23 protein-coding genes and 1 pseudogene are annotated in these 19,583 nt (G+C 60.7%); 12 read left to right on the top strand and 12 right to left on the bottom strand.

Annotated features, from left to right (window positions below; genetic code table 11):
• Both MOV63_RS27935 and MOV63_RS27930 read right to left on the bottom strand, forming a co-directional pair.
• A pseudogene (locus tag MOV63_RS27935) lies at window positions 1–752 on the bottom strand (hypothetical protein); the annotation flags it as partial.
• 255 nt (window positions 753–1,007) lie between these two features.
• The gene (locus tag MOV63_RS27930) at window positions 1,008–1,439 is read right to left on the bottom strand and encodes a helix-turn-helix domain-containing protein (protein WP_038541217.1); all 432 of its coding nucleotides are present in this window, start codon (window positions 1,437–1,439) and stop codon (window positions 1,008–1,010) included.
• An 88-nt stretch (window positions 1,440–1,527) separates the two neighbouring features.
• On the opposite strand from MOV63_RS27930, the gene MOV63_RS27925 reads away from it, so the two are divergent.
• Window positions 1,528–2,343, top strand: a complete 816-nt coding sequence (locus tag MOV63_RS27925; protein ID WP_247038794.1) for an oxidoreductase — start codon at window positions 1,528–1,530, stop codon at window positions 2,341–2,343.
• 58 nt (window positions 2,344–2,401) lie between these two features.
• Entirely contained in the window at window positions 2,402–3,403 is a 1,002-nt protein-coding gene (locus tag MOV63_RS27920; protein WP_247038793.1) for an NADP-dependent oxidoreductase, read from the top strand.
• 180 nt (window positions 3,404–3,583) lie between these two features.
• On the opposite strand, the gene MOV63_RS27915 is transcribed toward MOV63_RS27920, so the two are convergent.
• Window positions 3,584–4,477, bottom strand: a complete 894-nt coding sequence (locus MOV63_RS27915) for a LysR family transcriptional regulator (RefSeq protein WP_247038791.1) — start codon at window positions 4,475–4,477, stop codon at window positions 3,584–3,586.
• Window positions 4,478–4,678: 201 nt separating this feature from the next.
• Here MOV63_RS27915 and MOV63_RS27910 point away from each other — a divergent pair, with 201 nt between their 5' ends.
• Window positions 4,679–5,350, top strand: coding sequence for a glutathione S-transferase family protein (locus MOV63_RS27910; RefSeq protein WP_247038789.1), 672 nt, complete (start codon window positions 4,679–4,681; stop codon window positions 5,348–5,350).
• A 110-nt stretch (window positions 5,351–5,460) separates the two neighbouring features.
• On the opposite strand, the gene MOV63_RS27905 is transcribed toward MOV63_RS27910, so the two are convergent.
• On the bottom strand, window positions 5,461–5,922 hold the full coding sequence (locus MOV63_RS27905) for a YcgN family cysteine cluster protein (RefSeq protein ID WP_038541213.1): 462 nt from the start codon (window positions 5,920–5,922) through the stop codon (window positions 5,461–5,463).
• Between the two features lie 186 nt (window positions 5,923–6,108).
• On the opposite strand from MOV63_RS27905, the gene MOV63_RS27900 reads away from it, so the two are divergent.
• The gene (locus MOV63_RS27900; RefSeq protein WP_247038787.1) at window positions 6,109–8,322 is read left to right on the top strand and encodes a transglycosylase domain-containing protein; all 2,214 of its coding nucleotides are present in this window, start codon (window positions 6,109–6,111) and stop codon (window positions 8,320–8,322) included.
• On the opposite strand, the gene MOV63_RS27895 is transcribed toward MOV63_RS27900, so the two are convergent.
• From MOV63_RS27895 to MOV63_RS27885, 3 genes are all read right to left on the bottom strand, one after another.
• On the bottom strand, window positions 8,303–8,770 hold the full coding sequence (locus tag MOV63_RS27895) for a hypothetical protein (RefSeq protein ID WP_247038786.1): 468 nt from the start codon (window positions 8,768–8,770) through the stop codon (window positions 8,303–8,305). The two genes, MOV63_RS27900 and MOV63_RS27895, sit on opposite strands and share 20 nt — an antisense overlap.
• Window positions 8,771–9,117: 347 nt before the next feature.
• Window positions 9,118–9,438, bottom strand: a complete 321-nt coding sequence (locus MOV63_RS27890) for a HigA family addiction module antitoxin (protein ID WP_247038784.1) — start codon at window positions 9,436–9,438, stop codon at window positions 9,118–9,120.
• Window positions 9,410–9,694, bottom strand: a complete 285-nt coding sequence (locus MOV63_RS27885) for a type II toxin-antitoxin system RelE/ParE family toxin (RefSeq protein ID WP_247038798.1) — start codon at window positions 9,692–9,694, stop codon at window positions 9,410–9,412. The genes MOV63_RS27890 and MOV63_RS27885 overlap by 29 nt, the downstream gene beginning before the upstream one ends.
• A 226-nt stretch (window positions 9,695–9,920) precedes the next feature.
• On the opposite strand from MOV63_RS27885, the gene MOV63_RS27880 reads away from it, so the two are divergent.
• Window positions 9,921–10,514 (top strand): DUF1214 domain-containing protein, encoded by a 594-nt coding sequence (locus tag MOV63_RS27880; protein WP_038541207.1) that lies wholly within the window; start codon window positions 9,921–9,923, stop codon window positions 10,512–10,514.
• Between the two features lie 19 nt (window positions 10,515–10,533).
• A complete protein-coding gene (locus MOV63_RS27875; protein WP_405029391.1) occupies window positions 10,534–11,148 on the top strand; it encodes a DUF1254 domain-containing protein in 615 nt (204 codons plus the stop codon).
• A gap of 15 nt (window positions 11,149–11,163) precedes the next feature.
• On the opposite strand, the gene MOV63_RS27870 is transcribed toward MOV63_RS27875, so the two are convergent.
• Window positions 11,164–11,340, bottom strand: coding sequence for a hypothetical protein (locus tag MOV63_RS27870; protein WP_157885085.1), 177 nt, complete (start codon window positions 11,338–11,340; stop codon window positions 11,164–11,166).
• 659 nt (window positions 11,341–11,999) lie between these two features.
• On the opposite strand from MOV63_RS27870, the gene MOV63_RS27865 reads away from it, so the two are divergent.
• Window positions 12,000–13,040 (top strand): DUF2336 domain-containing protein, encoded by a 1,041-nt coding sequence (locus tag MOV63_RS27865; RefSeq protein WP_247038782.1) that lies wholly within the window; start codon window positions 12,000–12,002, stop codon window positions 13,038–13,040.
• A gap of 19 nt (window positions 13,041–13,059) precedes the next feature.
• Here the strand turns inward: MOV63_RS27865 and MOV63_RS27860 are convergent, their stop codons facing one another.
• Window positions 13,060–13,401: a DUF1491 family protein gene (locus MOV63_RS27860; RefSeq protein WP_247038780.1), complete on the bottom strand. Its 342-nt coding sequence runs from the start codon at window positions 13,399–13,401 to the stop codon at window positions 13,060–13,062.
• A 127-nt stretch (window positions 13,402–13,528) separates the two neighbouring features.
• Here MOV63_RS27860 and MOV63_RS27855 point away from each other — a divergent pair, with 127 nt between their 5' ends.
• The gene (locus MOV63_RS27855; RefSeq protein WP_247038778.1) at window positions 13,529–13,864 is read left to right on the top strand and encodes a GIY-YIG nuclease family protein; all 336 of its coding nucleotides are present in this window, start codon (window positions 13,529–13,531) and stop codon (window positions 13,862–13,864) included.
• Window positions 13,865–13,990: 126 nt separating this feature from the next.
• On the top strand, window positions 13,991–14,158 hold the full coding sequence (locus MOV63_RS27850) for a Thivi_2564 family membrane protein (protein ID WP_007772654.1): 168 nt from the start codon (window positions 13,991–13,993) through the stop codon (window positions 14,156–14,158).
• A gap of 52 nt (window positions 14,159–14,210) precedes the next feature.
• Here the strand turns inward: MOV63_RS27850 and MOV63_RS27845 are convergent, their stop codons facing one another.
• Window positions 14,211–14,603: a tautomerase family protein gene (locus tag MOV63_RS27845; protein ID WP_247038776.1), complete on the bottom strand. Its 393-nt coding sequence runs from the start codon at window positions 14,601–14,603 to the stop codon at window positions 14,211–14,213.
• 106 nt (window positions 14,604–14,709) lie between these two features.
• Here MOV63_RS27845 and MOV63_RS27840 point away from each other — a divergent pair, with 106 nt between their 5' ends.
• A complete protein-coding gene (locus tag MOV63_RS27840; protein WP_247038774.1) occupies window positions 14,710–15,576 on the top strand; it encodes a LysR substrate-binding domain-containing protein in 867 nt (288 codons plus the stop codon).
• Between the two features lie 75 nt (window positions 15,577–15,651).
• Here MOV63_RS27840 and MOV63_RS27835 read toward each other — a convergent pair whose 3' ends face one another.
• Complete coding sequence (locus MOV63_RS27835; RefSeq protein ID WP_247038773.1) at window positions 15,652–16,293, bottom strand: dihydrofolate reductase family protein; 642 nt, start codon at window positions 16,291–16,293, stop codon at window positions 15,652–15,654.
• Between the two features lie 146 nt (window positions 16,294–16,439).
• On the opposite strand from MOV63_RS27835, the gene MOV63_RS27830 reads away from it, so the two are divergent.
• Together MOV63_RS27830 and MOV63_RS27825 are read left to right on the top strand one after the other, a co-directional pair.
• Window positions 16,440–16,796 (top strand): helix-turn-helix transcriptional regulator, encoded by a 357-nt coding sequence (locus tag MOV63_RS27830; protein WP_038541186.1) that lies wholly within the window; start codon window positions 16,440–16,442, stop codon window positions 16,794–16,796.
• Entirely contained in the window at window positions 16,771–17,259 is a 489-nt protein-coding gene (locus MOV63_RS27825) for an SRPBCC family protein (RefSeq protein WP_174479276.1), read from the top strand. The genes MOV63_RS27830 and MOV63_RS27825 overlap by 26 nt, the downstream gene beginning before the upstream one ends.
• A gap of 133 nt (window positions 17,260–17,392) precedes the next feature.
• On the opposite strand, the gene MOV63_RS27820 is transcribed toward MOV63_RS27825, so the two are convergent.
• On the bottom strand, window positions 17,393–19,243 hold the full coding sequence (locus MOV63_RS27820) for an AAA family ATPase (protein WP_247038771.1): 1,851 nt from the start codon (window positions 19,241–19,243) through the stop codon (window positions 17,393–17,395).
• Window positions 19,244–19,583: the final 340 nt, after the last annotated feature.

Here is a 19,583-nt window from a genome sequence, read left to right as displayed (position 1 = left end):
CGTCCCGCCATCGGCAGGGACTGCACGGCCGGCGCAGCCTGCGCCTTGTAGTGCGCGATCGCCTCCTCCAGCAGGGCGTTGGCGCCCACCCCTTCCAATATCAGCCGATCGCCGGCGCCGGTGCGGATGCGCGGGCTCAGTGCCTCCATCTCGGGGTTCATGGCGATCGCCCTGCCCGCGTCGCCGATCACCGCCGCCGGCAGTCCGAGCATCGACAGCGTTTCGGTCATCGATCGCGCCTCGTTGAAGGCGAGCCGCGACGACATATAGGCAGCCCGGGCGAGATCCGGCTTCAAGAGATCGAGGCGCGCCAGCTGTTCGTCGGAAAAATGCGTCAGGCCCTTGGCCCGCATCAGGGTGATGACGATGACGTGCCCGGTCGGCTCCTGGAAGGCCCAACCCGCCTCCCATCGCATGCCGTGCGGCTCGATGATGTCGCGCTGGATCGCATCATTGGCAAACTCCTCCGCGCTCAGGAGATCGGTGACGCGGACAAACGAAAAGGGCGAACGTTGCATGGCCCGAAGCGGCCGAACATTGTCGAGCCGGGTGTCGCTTCGCACAAACTGGGCGAAGGCGTCCGCGATGTTGGGAGTGGTGACGTAACGATGATTGCCGCTGCCGTCGACGGTGAAGATCGAGGCGGTGCTGGACCCGGCCTCCAGGGCTATCCTCTCGCAAGTCTCCGTCCAAAGCTCCGGAACCAGGGCTGCCTCGTAGAGGCGGTCTGCCAGCGTGCCTTCTGCATTCATCTAGGTGCCATCGGAATGAATTCGGGATGAAACTGGACTGTTGCGGTAATCTTTAACGTTTCTGCAAGTCCCGGTACACCGAAAGAATTGCATGCGGTCCAATTGTTCCCTGTAACTTACTTGATTGACAAGTAATAAAGCTGTGTTTCGAGCGACTTCCCGCGTGCTCCTCCCTGGCCAAGCGAGCAATCTTGCGCTGGACGCGAGCTTTCAACCGGAGTTGCCGGACGCTGCTCTATCTGCCGTGAGGGGCGCTTATTCGGGTGCGGCGATCCGGATAGGGCGTGTTCCGACCGGAGCGCCGGTCGCGCGGTCGATGGTGACGGGATCGATTTCCGTTCCGGTTTCGGCGTCGAAAAACCGGGTCACCTTGCCCCCGCCGCGATGCTTGCGTCCCCACGCGCCGATCGCAAACAGAACCGGCAGAAAGTCGCGGCCGGCTTCCGTCAGCACATATTCGTCCCGTGGCGGACGGTCGGAATAACGGCGTTTCTCCAAAAGCCCCTCCTCCGTCAGGCCCGAAAGTCGTCCCGTCAGCATGGTCGGCGCAATGCCGAGGCTTTTGCGAAACTCGTCGAAGCGGGTCAGCCCCGCATGGGCGTCGCGCATGATCAGCATGCTCCACGCGTCCCCCACAAGCGCCAGGCTCCGGGCGATCAGGCAGGGCTGGTCGGAAAGATTCTTCATGTCGATATCTTTTTAGTAGTGACTTGATACGGATTTGATAGTAACTGATCGCTCCACGATGTTCGATCACAAAATGAAAGCGGAGCCGATGAGCAAGAAAAAACGTGGCGTTGCCCTGGTTACGGGTGCCTCCTCAGGAATAGGACTGGTGACGGCGCAGGCGCTGCGGCGGGATGGCTATCTTGTCTTCGGCACCAGCCGCAAGCCGATGCCCGACACGGCGGACGGGGTGACGATGCTGGTCTGCGACGTGACCGACGATGCATCCGTCAAAAATGCGGTTGACGAGGTTCTGCGCCGCGCAGGGCGGATCGATCTTCTCGTCAACAATGCCGGGGTCGGTCTGCTGGGCGGTGCCGAGGAATCCACGATCGAGCAGGCGAAGGCCCTGTTCGACGTCAACGTGTTCGGAACCATTCGGATGACAAACGCCGTGCTGCCCATGATGAGGGGCCAGCAGAGGGGCCGCATCGTCAACCTGAGTTCGATACTGGGGATGATCCCAGCTCCTTTCAACGGCCTCTATGCGTCGACCAAGCACGCCGTCGAAGGCTATTCGGAGTCCCTCGACCATGAAGTGCGGACCCAGGGCATCCGCGTCGTGCTTGTCGAGCCCGGTTTGACCCGCACCGCCTTCGAGGAGAACCTGACGCGGGCGGACCGGCCGCTTTCCGTCTATGATAAGGTTCGCGCCGGTGCGGAGCGGCTGATGCGCGAAGCCGTCGCGAAGGGAGATGCACCGGAAGTGGTCGCCCAGGCCGTCCTGAAGGCAGCCAATGCGGCATTGCCCAAACGGCGCTACACCGCCGGAAAGATGGCAGGACAGGTCCGCTTCATACGTCGCTTCCTGCCCGAAACCATCGTCGACAAGAACCTTCGGAAGTTCAACGGGCTTCCCGCCTGAGCATTCATCGCAGAGCCCGCCGGCGATGCCGGCCACCACGGAAACGGAAGTTAGTCCGATGAAATCATTCCTGATCGATCGCTATCGCAAAGGCAGCGCTCTGCGGCTTGGCGAAATACCCGAACCGGCATTGCGCGACAACGATGTCATGGTCGAGGTTCATGCCGCCAGCGTGAACGCCCTGGACAACAAGATCAGGGACGGCGAATTCAAGCTGATCCTGCCCTATCGCCTTCCGCTGGTGCTGGGCAATGACGTTGCGGGCGTCGTCGTCCGGGTCGGACCCAAGGTCCGGAAGTTCAAGCCGGGAGACGAGGTCTATGCCCGTCCGGCCCAGGATCGCATCGGGACATTTGCCGAGTATATCGCCATCGACGAGGCCGATGTGGCAATCAAGCCCAGCAACCTTACCATGGTAGAGGCCGCATCCGTTCCGCTTGTCGCGCTGACGGCATGGCAGGTCCTTGTCGAGCGGGCCAACCTGCGGAAGGGGCAGAAGGTCCTGATCCATGCCGGGTCGGGCGGCGTCGGCACCATCGCGATCCAGCTCGCCAAGCATCTCGGAGCTCATGTGGCCACGACCACGAGCACGGCCAATGTCGCTCTCGTGAAAAGTCTCGGGGCGGACGTCGCGGTCGACTACAAGAAAGACGACTTCGAGAAAGTGCTGCAGGGCTATGACGTCGTGCTGAACAGCCTCGGCAAGGATACGCTCGAAAAATCCCTGGGCGTGCTGAAGCCGGGCGGCAAGCTGATTTCGATTTCCGGTCCGCCCGATCCGGATTTCGCCCGGCAGAACGGCTCCGGCTGGCTGCTTCGACAGGCCATGCGCCTGCTGAGCTTCGGCATCAGGCGAAAAGCGGGACGCCGGAAGATCGGCTATTCGTTTCTTTTCATGACGGCGAACGGCGATCAGCTCGCACAAATCACCTCGCTGATCGAGGCGGGCCACATCCGCCCGGTGATGGACCAGGTCTTCCCGTTCGAGAAGACCAACGAGGCGCTGGATTACGTCGAAAAGGGTCGCGCGAAGGGGAAGGTCGTCATCGCCGTGAAGTGACGCCGTTAAGGCTGTAGAAGCCGCGAAGTCATTCATACCGAGAATAACCACAAGTCCAGTCCCGCTGCCTTTCGCTGAGCGCAGCGGGATGGTCACCAATGGCCGACTGGACGACGACAAAGGCCTGTTCAGCGTCCTCCTGTGCAGCGCCAGCCCGGAGCCGGCCCGCTCCATGACGGGCTAACTGTCACTGATCCTTAATTCCGGCTCCTCGGCGCAAATCGCGGCGAGGAAATCGATGAATTGCCGCACTCGGGAGGGCATGCGCCGTCCGGCGGCGGTCACCGCGTTGATCGGGAAGGGCGGCGGCGCATGCTGGTCCAGAATTCGCACAACCTCGCCGGAGGCCAGCACATCCGTGAACAGCCAACTGGCGTGGTGGGCGATGCCGAGACCCGCGAGGACCGCGCCTCGGACATGCTCGGCGTCGTTCGTGCGGAACGCTCCCCCACCGTCGACCGTGACCAGCCGACCCTCTACGTGGAAACCCCACCCGACGACATCGCCCTGGTAGACGTAGCTGATCCGCTGGTGGCTGCGCAGTTCGTCCAACGTTTGCGGCGTGCCGTGTTGTGCAAGATAGCGGGCGGAGGCCAAGGTTATCATCTGCATGTCGCCGATGCGCCGGGCGACGAGTGCCGAATCCGAAAGCCGGCCGATACGGATCGCGACGTCTATTCCCTCCTCGATAAGGTCGACGTGCCGCCCGGAGACTTCCATCTCGATCGCGACGCCGGGGAAACGGTTCCTGAAATCGGATAGCCGGGGAATAACGAACATCCTCCCGAAGGCTGGCGAGAGGGTCACACGGACCAGGCCCGAGGGCGCCAACTGCCCTTCAAGGACCCTCTCTTCGACGAAATCGAGATCCTGAAGAATGCGGACGGTGGCCTCATAGTAGTCTTGTCCTGCGGGCGTCACGGCAAGGGCACGGGAATTTCTCGCGAGGAGTTGCGTCCCGAGCCGCGCCTCGAGCGCCGCGAGCTGTTTGCTGACCGTCGGCTGGCTGACGTTCAGGTCTCGCGCTGCCTGCGAAAAGCTTCCGCTTTCGACAACGCGCACGAACATCCGCATCGCATCTAGCTTATCCATCACTTTTCATTCCGAAGGAGATCGCTCGGGTTTTCAAACGAGGTCAGAACCGCCACGCGCATAACGACTAATTCTAAATAAGAATAGATGGTATTCAAAAAGGCGTCAATGTCATTCGCTACAGGAATATGGCAATCCCAGCTCGACCGCCCGGTCACGGGCCTCGAACTGAAAGGAAGAGTTATGGCAATCAAGATCTACGGTGATGCGGGCTCGGGCAGCTTGCGTCGCGTGACGACCGCCGCGAAGATCATGGGCATTGAACTCGAACGGGTTAACATTGACCTGTTCAAAGGCGAGAGCCAGACCGACGAGTTCAAATCGCGCCTCAATCCTCACGGTCTGACACCGGTTCTGGAAGATGGAGACACCATTCTCTGGGAATCTTCTGCCATCAATCTGTATCTCGCCAACAAGGTGAATTCGCCGCTGGTGGGAACCACGCAGGCGGAGCGCTTCCAGGTGCTTCAGTGGATGTTCTGGTCGGGCGAGCAGTGGCGCACCTTCACCACCACGATCTTCGATGAGCGCGTGGCGAAGACGGTCATGGGCCTACCGAAGGACGAGTCGCTCGTCGAATTTGCCGAGGGCAAGATCCGCGCTGCAGCGAGGGTACTCGACCGGCATCTCGAAGGCCGCAAATTCATGGTCGGCAATGCCTTGACCTTTGCCGATATCGATATCGCGGCTCCCTTCTCCCAGGTCGATCGTGCAAAGTTTCCATTCAAGGAATATCCAAACCTGATCGCCTGGCACGACAACCTTCTCCAGTCGTTCCCGGCGTGGGCGGAGACGAAGGCTGAGGTTGACAACCGCATGGAGAGCTTTCTGGCGAGCGTCGGCGTGGAACTATAATTTCTGGCCCTCCTGTCCGGCTGGCGCGCGTGGGAAGATGGTGCGCTGGCCGGAATCGCGACCATCTCACGAATGGCACGGCGGGCGCCTGCGCTACCTGCTCCGAGCCTCTAGCGTTCCTCGCCCACCGTCAGCGGCCAGTCGACCACGTAGTCTTCGAAATCTTCCACATCGACTTCGTTTTCGCTGACCGTGCGGCCGCGGGCAGAGATGCCGGCCTGGTGCACGGTATCCGGATCGCCCGAGACCAGCGGATGCCACCAGTACAGATCCTCGCCGTCGCGGATGAGGCGGTAACCGCAGGTCGGCGGCAGCCATGTGATCTCGTTGACCGTCGTCGGGGTGAGCTGGATGCAGTCCGGCACGGTCGCCTGGCGGTGCTGATAGTCTTTGCAGCGACAGCTTTCCCCGTCGAGCAGCCGACAGGCGACGGAGGTGAAGACGACGTCACCGGAATCCCAGTCCTCGAGCTTGTTGAGACAACAGAGGCCGCAACCGTCGCACAGGCTTTCCCATTCATTTTGGGTCAGCTGGTCGAGCCGCTTGGTTTTCCAGAAAGGTTCGTCGGTCATCGTGGATATCACATTTGCGGCAGTTCGGAACAAATCCCGATATCTGCATTTTACCTGTTGCGATTTTGATATCGCGCATCAACCATTTGTCAGCTAAAGCTGATTAACGGTGAGAGGCTAGAGCTCTTGATCCCTTGCAGGGACCACGTCAAGCACATCTCATCGAAAGGGCAGGGAATTCCGAAGGTGCAGGACGAGCCAAAGTCATCCGACGACCGGCCGCGCGGCAAGCGCCACCTGCTGCTGCGCATCGATTCCTGGATCGATTCCACGGTCTGGAATCTCGGCTTTCGACTCGCAGAAATCTGGGAGGAGATCACCATCTTCTTCCGCCGTTTTCGCGTGCGCGGCTGGAAGCGCATCGGCTTCGAGCTTGCTGGCGAGGCGATGACACTTGGCACCGCCGGTTTCGTGCTGCTCCTGGCACTCGCCCAGCCGGCCTTCGAGGAGACCCACGAGGACTGGCGCAATCGCGGCGATTTCGCCGTCACCTTCCTCGACCGCTACGGCAATATCATCGGTCATCGCGGCATCATCCATGAGGATTCGGTGCCGATCGACGAATTGCCGGACCACCTGATCAAGGCGGTGCTGGCGACCGAGGACCGCCGCTTCTTCGACCATTTCGGCATCGACTTCTTCGGCCTTGCCCGCGCCATGAGCGAAAACGCCAAGGCCGGCGGCGTTGTGCAAGGGGGGTCGACGCTCACCCAGCAGCTCGCCAAGAACCTGTTCCTCACCAACGAACGGTCGATCGAACGCAAGATCAAGGAAGCCTTCCTGTCGCTGTGGCTGGAAGCCAACCTCTCCAAGAAGGAGATCCTGTCGCTCTATCTCGACCGCGCCTATATGGGCGGCGGCACGTTCGGGGCGGCGGCGGCCGCACAGTTCTATTTCGGCAAGAACATCACGGAGGTGAACCTTGCCGAGAGCGCGATGCTCGCCGGCCTGTTCAAGGCGCCGGCCAAATACGCGCCGCATGTCAACCTGCCCGCCGCCCGCGCCCGCGCCAACGAAGTGCTTTCCAACCTCGTGCAGAGCGGGCTGATGACCGAGGGCCAGGTGATCGCCGCCCGCCGCAACCCGGCGACCGTCGTCGACCGCGCCGACGCCAAGGCGCCCGACTATTTCCTCGACTGGGCCTTCGATGAAGTGCAGCGGCTGGCGCAGGCCGGCAAGTTCCACGAACATTCGGTCGTGGTGCGCACGACGATCGACATGGGCCTGCAGCAGGCCTCGGAATCGGCGATGGAATCGAGCCTTCGCGAATACGGCGAGAGCTACAAGGCCAAGCAGGGCGCGCTCGTGATGATCGAGAACGGCGGGGCCGTGCGCGCCATGGTCGGCGGCCGAGACTATGGCGAGAGCCAGTTCAACCGCGCCGCCAGAGCGCTGCGCCAGCCGGGTTCGTCCTTCAAGCTCTATACCTATTCGGCGGCGATGGAGAACGGCTTCAAGCCGGAATCGACGATTTCGGATGCGCCGATCACCTGGAACGGCTGGTCGCCGCAGAATTACGGCCGCGCCTACAAGGGCAAGGTGACGCTGCTTTCAGCCATGGCCCAGTCGCTCAATACCGTTCCGGTCAGGCTTGCCAAGGAATATCTCGGCACCGACTTGATCGTGAAGACCGCCAAGGCTTTCGGTGTCGAAACGCCGCTCAGGAAAGACAAGACCATCCCGCTCGGCACTTCGGAAATGACCGTTCTCGACCAGGCGACAGGCTATGCGGTGATGCCGGCCGGTGGCATGCAATCGCGCCGCCACGGCATCGAGCAGGTTCTCGGATATGGCGGCGACGTGCTCTACGATTTCAACCGAGACGAACCGCCGGCCAAGCGCGTGCTCTCCGAACAGGCGATGTCGTCGATGAACCGCATCCTGTCGCAGATCCCGGTGATCGGCACCGCCCGCAAGGCAGCCCTCGACGGCGGCATCGTCACCGCCGGCAAGACCGGCACCTCGCAGAGTTATCGCGACGCCTGGTTCATCGGGTTTACCGGCAATTACACGACCGCCATCTGGTTCGGAAACGACGACTTCACCTCGATGAACAACATGACCGGCGGTTCGCTGCCGGCCGCGACCTTCAAGACGGTGATGGATTATGCCCATCAGGGGATCGAGCTGCGCGCCATTCCCGGCATCGATAATCCGCTGCCGACCGGAGACCACAAGGGAAATGCGGTCGCCAAAAAGAAGGACGGCACCCCCGATACCGGGTTGCAGGCGCTCGTCCGGCCCCGCTCGCTATCGGCCGAATCCACCCGGCTGCTGCGGCAGATTGCCGGAAAGCTGAAAGAAGCCGGCCGGCTTGGACCTGCCACCGCCAAGGTGGCCGACAAGACCACGACGGGATCGGTCACCGAGGCGCTGCCCGTCAGTTCCAAAAGCCCCTGAGCCCCTGGCTTCCGAGCTTGCCACGCACGGTCGCGGCGACGCAGAGCGCCGTCACGCCCTCGTGCAGGCCGCCCTGCATCAGCTTTTCAAATGCGATGCGGTCCCTTTCAGCCAATCCGTCATCGGCTCGCGACACCCAGCTGCGGAATAACGCGGTGCGTTCGCCCTGATCGATATCCTGGCCCATCAGGTCGAAGAAGCGGACATAGGTATCGACCGCGAGGTCCTTGACCGGCGGGCTTGTCCAGCCTGGCCGCGCCGCCTGCGGCAAGCAGGTGTCGATCGCCTCGACAACCGCGCGGCGCGTCTCGGTCGGCTGGCTTTCGGTCAGCGTCATGAAGTCGGCGGAAATGGTCTTCGGGCTCGCCGGCCCCTTTTCCTGCTTCAGGTGGTAATAGGCACCCGAAAACCCAGCCGCCACGGCTACCAAGGCGCCGGTCGCCATCATCCATAATCTCATCGTCTTTGCCCCGGAACGTTGTCTCGGGGCGACGGTAGCCAAGGAACAGGCTTGGCGTAGTGCGCGCGGATTCTAGTCACAAGAACCGCTTAAAATAACGTTATCAAACGGTTAGCGGATGGCGTCGGTTGTGCGGGAATAGAACGAAAGGCGCCCAAGCTGGATAACTTTGGCACAGGTGACGGTGCGCATCTCGGTCGGGCGCGGAAGTTGGGCGGCGGCGGCGGGCCGTCCTCTGCCAGCGTCCGCCAGACCGATTCGCGCAGAGCATCCAAGCGTGCCGAAAAGACACGCTCCCATTCCGTCCAATCGAATCAATGCTGACGCTCAGGCCATCAGGCGGCGCGCGGTTCGATGCTGTTCAAGGCGTCGCCCAGTTCGCGGCGCCGCTGCATCAGGTCGTAATCCGCCTGCAGGCCGAGGAAAAACCCCTCGGACATGCCAAAATAGCGAGCCAGCCTGAGATCGGTATCGGCGGAGATCGACCGCTTGCCGAGCACGATCTCATTGATCCGGCGCGGCGGCACGCCGATGGCACGCGCCAGCCCGTTCTGGGTGAGCCCCATGGGTTTCAGGAAATCTTCCAGCAGGATTTCTCCCGGATGGGGGTTCCGGAGCCATTCGGTCTCAACCGTGGTAATCGACGATTTCGACATGGGCAGGCCCTCCTTCGGTCCAGATGAAACAAATACGCCATTGATCATTGATACGGATCGAGAACTGGCCCGAGCGATCGCCTTTCAGAGCCTCGAGCCGGTTTCCGGGCGGAATACGCAAGTCCGACAACTGGCGGGCCTGATTGAGAAGACGCAGCTTTCTCAGCGCAACCGACTGCATATCCGCGGGCAATTTCCGGCTTTTCCTGCCGGCCCAAATCCACTCGGCTTCGCGATCCGCAAAATCCCTGATCATATGACGACTATAACGCGCCGCGTTATAGTCCGCAACGGGTTTGGGTTTCGCCTGCGGGCCCATTCTTTCCCGCTCTAGCGTGTCGTGATCTGGAGGATCGCGGCACGCTGGAAATCTTTGTTTTTGCGCATGTCGTTATCGCAAAACCGTCGCACACTTTTGCGCGACATGTTTTGGAATCAATGCTAACCCTCTGACATAGCTGTCCGAGGGCCAAAGCAAACCCGTGTTCCGTGTTCCCTTCCTCATAGCGATCGCGCTCACCATCGCCTTCGGCGGCGGGATATGGTCCACCCTCGTCGCGCTGGATGCCACGATCGGTTTCGGTGCGATCAAGCTCGGCTCATGGGAAGCCTTTCCGCAGGCGCAGACAGCGCAGGCGGACCCTTATGCGAAGTCGCACCGGGCCAATGCCGGCAAGCTCATCTACGCGAGCGCCGAGGGCCTCACCTTCATTGCCTCGGTCGACGAAAAGGGCGATCGCCTGACCGGAAACTGCTCCTACCGCCTCACCGGCCGCACGCCGCCGGCGCGTTTCTGGACGCTGTTTGCCGCGGCCCCCGGTGCCGCCCCGCCCTTGGCTCAATCGGACCTGCCGACCGCTCTCAATTCCCGCATCGTGCTGCGCGACGGCGACAGCGACGGCGGTTTCGACATCGCGATTTCCGCAACCGCCAAGCCAGGCAACTGGCTGGCCGTCGCAGCGCCTGGCGCGTTCCGGCTGACGCTGACGCTGTTCGACACGCCGACGGCCGGCAGCTCCGGCCTGATCGACCTCACCATGCCGCGTATCGAGAAGACCGGGTGCGGCAATGTCTAGAAGGCTTGGATTGAGACGTTTGAGGTCGGTGAGTTCGAGAGCTGCGGAGCCGGTATCCCGGGGGTTCGCGCTGAAGGCGCTGCTGGCGGTGATCACCGGCTTGATCGGCGCGGCGCTGCTGCACCTGATCATCGTGCTCGCGCTGCCGAGTTTCAGCGAGCGCGACGCCTATACGCGGGTGCTGGCGGAAGGGGAGATCTTCCGCTTCTACCGGCTGGGAGAAAAGCCGGATCGCGCCGGGCTTGCCAAGGACGATCCGTTCGTCGATGCGACGGTCTGCGCCTTCGATATCTCCGACGGGCCGGTCCGGCTGACGGCCGCCAATGGCGGCGTGCCCTTCTGGTCGCTCGGTGTCTACGACCAGTCGTCGAACGAGGTGTTCAGCATCAATGACCGAACATCGGCCGGCGGCGTGCTGGATGTGGTGATTGCCTCCCCAGCGCAGACGACCGCATTGCGCAAGGCGCTGCCGCAGGCAGTCTCGCAGTCGATCCTGGTGGAAGCCAAAGAGACGGCGGGATATGCCGTCCTGAGAAGTCTCGTCCCGCAACCAAGCTTTGCGGGTATCGTGTCGCAATTCCTGAACCAGGCAACCTGCGCACCGTTCGAATGGCGCTCCCGAAGCCGGTTCTGATGTCTGTCTTGCCGGCTATTCGGCGCGCACCGCGTGGTTTTCGGCCTTGCGGTCGCCCAGGTCTTCGAAACGCTCGTACCGCACGCCGGTGAACAGCAGGAGCTGTCCGGCATTGTCGCTTTCGCCGATCTTGATCTGCGGCCGGCGCTGATGCTCGCTGCGCCATCTGTTCAATACTACGATCTCTGCCATGCTCGTCTCCGTTTAAGGAATTCGAGACGGATGAAGACGGACCGATCTCACCCTGCCCTCTCCAAGGGCCTGACGCATCCCGAGGTAGAAGTTCGGGCATCCGCGCCTTTCTCGCCTGTGCGCCTTGTTCGAAAGCGCAACGACATTTCGACATGGACGACCGGTTCCGCCTGAACCGGCCGTTATGGAGAAGGTCCCAGGGACGCGGGGCCATCCGGTACTTGAAACCCGGCAAAACACACGCCGGTTACCCCATGATTCAGCCAGACCACCGTTAACAATTCCTTACTGCTAATATAGCAGTTGCTACCGGTGGATGTCTGTTGTCCGCAGCCAAAACGCAGGAGCGTCGGTTTGGTTCACCGCCTCCGCAGGCGCCGACCCCAGCCGCAATTTCCTGGCCGAAACAGGGAAACTGCAAGAAATCACGGACGTATCAAAACGATCCATTTTCACAGACCGTTAACCCTCCAAGAGTTAGCATCCGGTTAAACCAAGGCGACACCATTCTGCAGATGCTCTCACAGCTGCGTGAGCGGGCGCACGCCACCGGGAGTTTCCCAGGCAAGGTACGATGAGAGCGCCAGGCGGGCTTTTCCGGCACACCTGATCGGCGTTCGGCACTCCGGATTTGTTTTGCGTTGATTGCGAGTTTGCCAGTGACGAATGAGTTTCGAGACCTTGAAAGGCCCCAGGCCATGCGTAAGAAGGATGTGGTGCTGATGGCCACGGTGACGAGCTTCGAAAGCCTTCCGTACCCTTCGCGGTCGGAGCTTCGACAGTTCGCCGAGCTCTTCGCCCCCCTGTTTTCCGCATCGTCCGAAGAGGCCCGCCGCGATGCGGTCGCGGCCCTTTCCCAATGCAAGACCGTGCCGCCGGCCGTCGCCTTCTTCATCGCCAGCCAGCCGATCGCGGTCGCGGCCCCGTTCCTCACCTCCTCGACCTGCCTTTCCGACGATGCGCTGATCGCCATCGCCCGCACCCAAGGGGAAGCGCATGCCCGCACCATCGTGCGCCGCGAAGCGCTGTCGCCGACGGTGATCGACGCGCTGGTGGGCTTGCGCTACGACCGCAACACCCGCCGCGATGCGCCTGAAAACCTCGACGCGCTCGTGCCGCGCCGGCCGACGCCGGAAATGGTTGACGAGGCTGAGCGCAATACGCGCGAGGAACTCCTGCGCAACCGGATCAAGGCGCTTGCCGGCCATGTCGACCGGCCCGCCGCCGACCGGCTGGGCTTGCGCAATCTGTCGCCGATCCAAGAGGCGCTGCTCGTGCGGTTCGCCCGCAATCGCGAGACCGGGCTGTTTGCGACTGTGCTTGCCGATACGCTTTCGGCCAGCCGTTGGCTTTCGGAACGGATCCTGCTCGACATTTCCGGCCAGCAGCTCGCGGCGACGCTGAAGGGCCTGGCGATGGAGAAGGACGATGCGCTCTTCATCCTCCAGCGGCTTTACGACCATCTGGCAGCCGAGCAGGACGGCGTGACGCGGAGCGCCTCTCTCTGGGATGGGCTCGACGAGGACGAATGCGGCAGACGTGTCGAGGCCTGGCGCCGCGCCGACAGCTATACCTACCCGGAACAGCAGCATCAGCCGATGTTTGCCGACAATCGCGCAGAGGACAGCCGCGAACCGCGGGTGATCCGCACCACTGCTAGCGTCCGCAAGCCGCTCAACGGCCTCTACCGGGTGCGCTGACCGGTCATAGCGCGGCCGCTCAAGCCGGCTTCACCACCTCGAACAGATCGGCGACGTCGTCGATCTCCAGTTCCAGCAGCCAGAGATCCGGATCGAAGCGCAGTTCGCGCGACAGCATCTCGCGGACGGCTTCCGGTTCGGCCCGTTCCGCCCTCATCTCGAATTTGCGACCGCCATCGTCCTCGCCGAAGAAGTTCTGCGGAGCCGGCGCGTAGAGCGTTTCCAGCCCGTCGCGGAAGCGCTGGCGGATGAAGATCGCGCCCGCTGCCTCCGCACCCTTCTTTTCGACAGCGGCAAAACCGCCGAGCCCGAAGACGCGGCGGATCATGGCGGAGACGACGATTTCGGATTTCAGGCGCATGGTTCCTCTTACGGCGCTTCGCGACCGGGCGCAAACTCGCCCTCCCCAAATTTTACCCGGATATAACTATTGCCATAATATTACCCGGATGATATTGGCTACACCTCCATCAAGGAAGGCACGGGACATGAACACCATCGACAGGAAAGCGGCGATCTCCGCCTACAAGGAACGCAAGGCCCCGGCCGGCATCTATGCCATCCGTTTTGCACCCATGGGGCAGCGATGGGTCGGCCGCTCCGGAGACCTCGACAAGATCCAGAACCGCATCTGGTTCACGCTCCGGCACGGCAGCCATGTGAGCAAGAGCCTGCAGGTGGCCTGGAATTCGAACCGGGCGGAGGATTTTGCGCTGGAGCGGCTGGAAGAGATCGACAAGGAGCTGACCGGCTATCTGCGCGACCGGACACTGAAGGACCGCCTCATCCACTGGGCTTTCGAGTTGGGCGCCGAAACGGTGTGAGGTCATCCGGCGGAAGTCCCTGAGAAGAAACGGGAAATCGCGATGCGGCGGCCTTTCCTTTCGCCGAATGCACCATATCTTACACATCGGTGCCGCACGGCACTGTCATGAAAAGGAGTTTGGGGCTTGGCTACTTCCGCATTGATCAGCATTCTGATCACCTTCCTGGTGATCGTCCTGGTTCTCTATCTCGTCGCGCGCCTGCCGATCGATGGCCGCGCGAAACAGATCGCGCAGATCATCATCATCATCATCGGCATCATTTCGCTGCTGAAATATCTCGCCGTTTTCTAAGGCAGAGATGCGCCCGGCCATGCCGGGCGCCATCCCAATGGGCGGCTCGGGATCACGCCGTCATTGCATTTGTACGCCGGTATTCCTGCGTCACCCCGCCAAAACCCCAGGCGTCGGCCTCGACCTCGCGGACGATGACATAGGTGGCGGGCGGTATCCCGCCGAGGCTCTTTTTCAAAAGCGCGTCCATCGCCTCGATGAAACGCTGCTTCTCCTCGGCCGTATTGGTGCCGAGCGTAACATTCGCCTCCACATGCGCGGCCACTTCCAGCGGTTCGCCACCGACGGTCCAGCCGGAAAGATCGACCTCCTCCACCAGGACCGCGGTGACCTCGCGGCGTTTGCGCATGATCGTGTTCATCAGCACCGTGGTTTCCTGCTGCAGCAGGCGCCTTGATTCCGGCTCGATGCTTTTGCCGGCGATAATGACGTGAACGAAGGGCATGACATTCTCCTTTTCGGATTTCTGTTGACGCCGCTATCTTCTCCCCACACAATCATTCTGAAAATCACGAAGTTTCAAACATATGCTTTGGTAAAACTCAACGATTATGCTACCCATCAATCTCGACATCGACACTCTGAGAAGTTTCGCGCTCGGCCTGGAACTTGGCAGTTTCGCCAAGGCTGCCGACCGGCTCGGCCGCTCGCCGTCGGCGATCAGCCTGCAATTGAAGAAGCTCGAGGAACAGGTGGGCGAAACCCTGCTGCAGAAGCAGGGGCGTGGACTTGTGCTGACCGAAGCCGGCGAAATCCTGCTCGGTTATGCCAAGCGCATCCTGGAGCTCAACGACGAGGCGCGGGCGGCGGTGCGCGGCGTCGGCAAGCTCGAAGGCTGGGTGAAGATCGGCGTGCCGCAGGATTTCGCCGAAACCTGGCTGCCGGACCTGCTCGGCCGCTTTTCGAAGATCCATCCGAAGGTGCGGGTCGAGGCCCGGGTCGACCGGGGTGTCGCGATGGTGCAGGCGATCGACAAGGGCGAACTCGACGTAGCGCTGACCTGGGGCACGCTCGCAAGTCCGCGGGCGGAGATCGTCGCAAGGCGGGAAATCGCCTGGATCGGTCCGGACGGATTTCGGCATATGCCCGGAGAGACGCTAGCGATCGTCGCCTTCGATCCGCCCTGCGCCTTCCGCAAGGCCGCGATCGATGCGCTCGACCGCGGCGGCATCGCCTGGCGGCACGCTTTTGCTAGCCCGAGCCTTGCCGGTCTTTGGGCCGCCGTGACCGCCGGGCTCGGTGTCACCCCCCGGATCGTCGAGGGCAAGCCGCCGCAGCTTGCCGCGCTTGATGCCAAAGAAGCAGGCCTGCCCGATCTCGGCGCGATCGAGCTTGCGCTGCACGTCGCCGAAACCCGCCTCGCACCGCCTGCCGAAGAGCTGAAACGGCTGGTGCTGGAGGCGGTGGCGATGCGTTGACCGGCGAGCTCTCGCCGCTGATCACCTCCCTGTCCGATGGACAGTCGATGACCGTCCCAAGTGACAGGCTAATGGCTATCGTTGAAACGTAAGGTGGACGGTGCCGCTCTCGGCCGTTTCCGCCTTGACCGTATAACCCGTTTCGAAGCCGCGCAGATCGTCCCACAGGCGGATGCCCCGCCCGAGCAAAATGGGCGCGATAGCAACATGGAGGCGGTCGACAAGACCAGCCTTGAGATATTCGCGAACGACGGTAGGGCCACCGCCTATCCTGACATCCTTGCCGTTTGCGGCGCTCATAGCCTGCTGGAGCGCATCAACCGGAGTGGTACTGAGGAAGTGGAACGTGGTGCCACCGGCCATCTCCAGGGAGGGCCGCGGCTTGTGTGTCAAGACGAAGACCGGGCAGCGGAACGGTGGCTCGTCGCCCCACCAGCCACGCCAGTTCGGATCGTCGGGAAAGTTGTGCAACCCGAACATGCCGGCGCCCATAATCTCGGCGCCCACATCGGCGAAGTACGCCTTCGCGTATTCATCATCGACACCTGTGGTTCCCGCTCCCGAGGTATCCTTCAACACGCGCTCCCGGAATGTTCGCGTTGCTGCATATGCGCCGACGAGACGCGACCAGTCCTCGCCGAACGGGGTTTCGGGCGTCTGGTCCGTCGTTGTCGCGAAACCATCGAGCGAGATCATGAGATCGACACGAACTACCACCGGGATCCTCCTTGCGTGTGGTTGCACCTTGACCGCCTCATATTCGGAACCGAATACTAAGGTATTTGCCTTTGTATCCAAAGCCTGATACTAAGGCAAGTACCTTTTTATCTTGACCGGCGCACCCGCCGATTTTACTGATGCACATGCCTTATCATTCGACCCCGCTCGACCTCGCCTTTCATGCTCTCAGCGACCCGACCCGCCGCGCCGTAGTGTCGCGGCTGGTCGAGGGCGAGTTACCGGTCAGCGCTTTGGCCGAGCCTTTCGACATGGCGCTGCCCTCCTTCGCCCAGCATCTCAAGGTGCTGGAAGATTGCGGGCTGATCGTCAGCCAGAAGCGTGGGCGCAGCCGCTGGTGCCGGCTGGTGCACGCGCGCTTCGACGAGGCGGCGGACTGGATGGTATCGGAGCGCCGGCGCTGGACCGAGCGGCTGGATCGGCTCGAAGTCTACCTGGATAAAACCGAAGAGGACGATGAAGGACATGGCAAAGCTGTTTGAGACATGGTCGCTCGACCGCGAAATCGTGCTGGTGAAGCTGCTGAACCACCGCCGCGAGAAGGTCTTTGCCGCCTGGATGGATCCCAAGGCATTGGCCGAATGGTACGGCCCGGCCGGTCTCAGCATCGAGACCCACGAAGCCGATATCCGCGAGGGCGGGGTCTGGCGGTTCGACATGGTGGGCGTGTTCGAGGGTAAGGAACAGCGCTTCCCAAACCTGATGCGCTTTCTGGAGATCGTGCCGAACGAGCGGATCGTGATGGACTACGGCACGCCCGACCCGGACGACCCCGACCGTTTTCGCGCCACGGTGACCTTCGATGAGCAAACGGATGGCAAGACGGTGCTGACCATGCGCCAGCTTCACCCCAGCGCCAAACGACGTCAGGTGGTCATCGGCTTCGGCGCCGTCGAATACGGGCTGCAGACGCTGGATGGTCTTGCGGCCTGGCTTGACCGCTGAGCGGTCGGCCAAAGTGCCGCGTGCGCCAGCCGATTGATGGGGCCGTAAGCGGCATTTCAGCTTTCGGGCTCGGTAGCGGGCGAAGCTGACGTGCCCTTACTTTCTGGTAACGCCTCGGCGTCATTCCGGGACATTATTCAGCGATGGCATCGATGATCGACCGTATTTCGCGGCTCTTGCTGGAAGTATTGTCTGCCAGAAATAACTGAAGACCATTTTGGCAGAATTCGATCACATGACTAAGATTTTTCCTAATATCAAGGTACGCTTCTAGGTCGCCTTCACGAAAGATGAATATGCTTTCTACTGCCGAGGCGGCTATATGATCTTCCCAATCTGAGTGTGATTGTTTGAATGAGGCGATTTGTTGAGCCGTTCGGAGGGGAACACCGTTGTCGGCGGGATAATGCAAATTCACGATGTAATCGAAGTCTGAGATTACATAAACATGGAGGCCGAAGCTTGAAAACAGACTGTGCCACTTCGGCAATTCTTTCTTTCCGCCGACATGGAGAACCGCAATTTCTTGTTCGAGCAGACGGTGCCGCCCCTGGAGCAGCGCCTTGAAGAAATAGCGGTCGGTGTCGCCCTCAACCAGAACCACCTTTTTCGAGAAAAAGGCATAAGTGGACCGGGAATTGTCGAGAATGCGTATGAGGCTTTTTTCATCTGCGGAAAGTGTTGGCGAGAAGATTGACGTGTGACCGTTCGCATTAAGCGCAAACCGGCGTACAGAATTTATGGTGCTCGAATTGATGAGCGATTCCGAGTGGGTAACGAGAATATATTGGCAGTTCTGCGTCCGGTTCAGCTCTCGAAGTACCTGCAGATACTCGTGCTGAAATTGATAATGCAAATGGATTTCAGGTTCATCAATGATGACGACGCCACCCTTCAGCTCACCCCTCCCATACGCCTCGAGCACTAGGTGGATAATCGCTTTTTGACCCGCGCTCAGGCTGTTAATGTCGCCGATTGGCTTGTTGCGACGGGTGTCGTAGAATTCAAAGCTGTACCGCCATGTTCGCTGGTCCAGAAGCTTTATTTGACAGCGCAGATTTACCACGCGCAGTCGCTCATTGACCGACCTCACAAAGGGAAGATCGTTCGCTTCTTGCTCACACTGCGCAAGATCTTTTGCTTCAGAAATGAGGTTGAAATGGCGCTCAGCAACCTGCAGCCGCATGAGCGCGAACACAGGGGGTTCATTGCTGTCGGTGGCATTGAGGCTACGATTGAAATCTTGATTCCGTATGTCCTGAATTTGCTGCGACGCTGACGCGTTGCTGAGGGAAATTGAGGGCTGAAACGCGTGGTAGTTGCGATAGCTGCCGATAAGCGTGAAGCTCTCATAGAGCGGTGGGATCGGCTCACCGCGCGTAAGGGCATTGCGAAGTGAAATGGCTTCTCTGAAAAGGTGATAGTCGGTTAGATATGTGAAGCCAAAGTCATGTTCTCCACCCTGTAGCTGAACCGAGAAATTATTCGCGGCACGGTTCAATATCACGTCAATTACGTACGTGTCGCGCTCTTCGCTATTGGCGTTAATATTATAACTAGAGTATGATCCTAGCGTTTCGGTGAGCTCAACAAAGTAAGCCCTGATATTAGCAATGTTCTGCCGATCGATGTCGTCGAGTCGCACTGCTATACGAATTCGCTGCTCTTGATCTTCGCTATCCCAATTTGCGTCCAGCCGAAAATCGTTGATGTTGGTGTGATTGGCTGGCTGCAGAACCTGCCGCCTATCATTTATTGCAAGGGTTGAGCGGCGTCCGAACAGCTCGCGGTTGAAGCTGAACTGACGATATATGACCCTTCGGAAGAGGAAGTTGATAACCTCGAGGGCTGTCGATTTTCCGGAGCCATTCTCGCCGATAATAATATTTAGACCATCGTCAAATTCTATTTTATCGGCCTGGCGCACATCGGCACGATAGGGAAAGCTGAGGACATTTGATATTTGAAGGTATTCGATTCGCATCCCTTAACCCTACACCCTTTACCGGAATAGCATATCGAGGGCCGATCTTTTGCTCAAGCTGCGGTTGAGGTGGGTGTTGCGTATGTCGCTGACCACCCCGCCCCGTGATCTTGGTTCGGCTGTAGAACCTCACTGTATGGCGGCGTTCGGGGACCGGCGTTAACGCCGGCGAACGGCGACTATGCGGGCGCAAAACTGCCGTTCCCCAACGCGAACTTACAGGTCCGCATTGGGCAGATACCGTTGAAAAAGTCGGCGTTGCTGTCAGTGCGAAGTTCTGATTCACTCCTTCTAGGGATTTAGGAGGATTTTCTGATGATGGGCGAACGGATGGTAGCGC

The organism is Neorhizobium sp. SHOUNA12A (genome assembly GCF_023006505.1).
Taxonomy (GTDB): domain Bacteria; phylum Pseudomonadota; class Alphaproteobacteria; order Rhizobiales; family Rhizobiaceae; genus Neorhizobium.
This window is presented reverse-complemented; position numbering and strand designations above follow the sequence as displayed.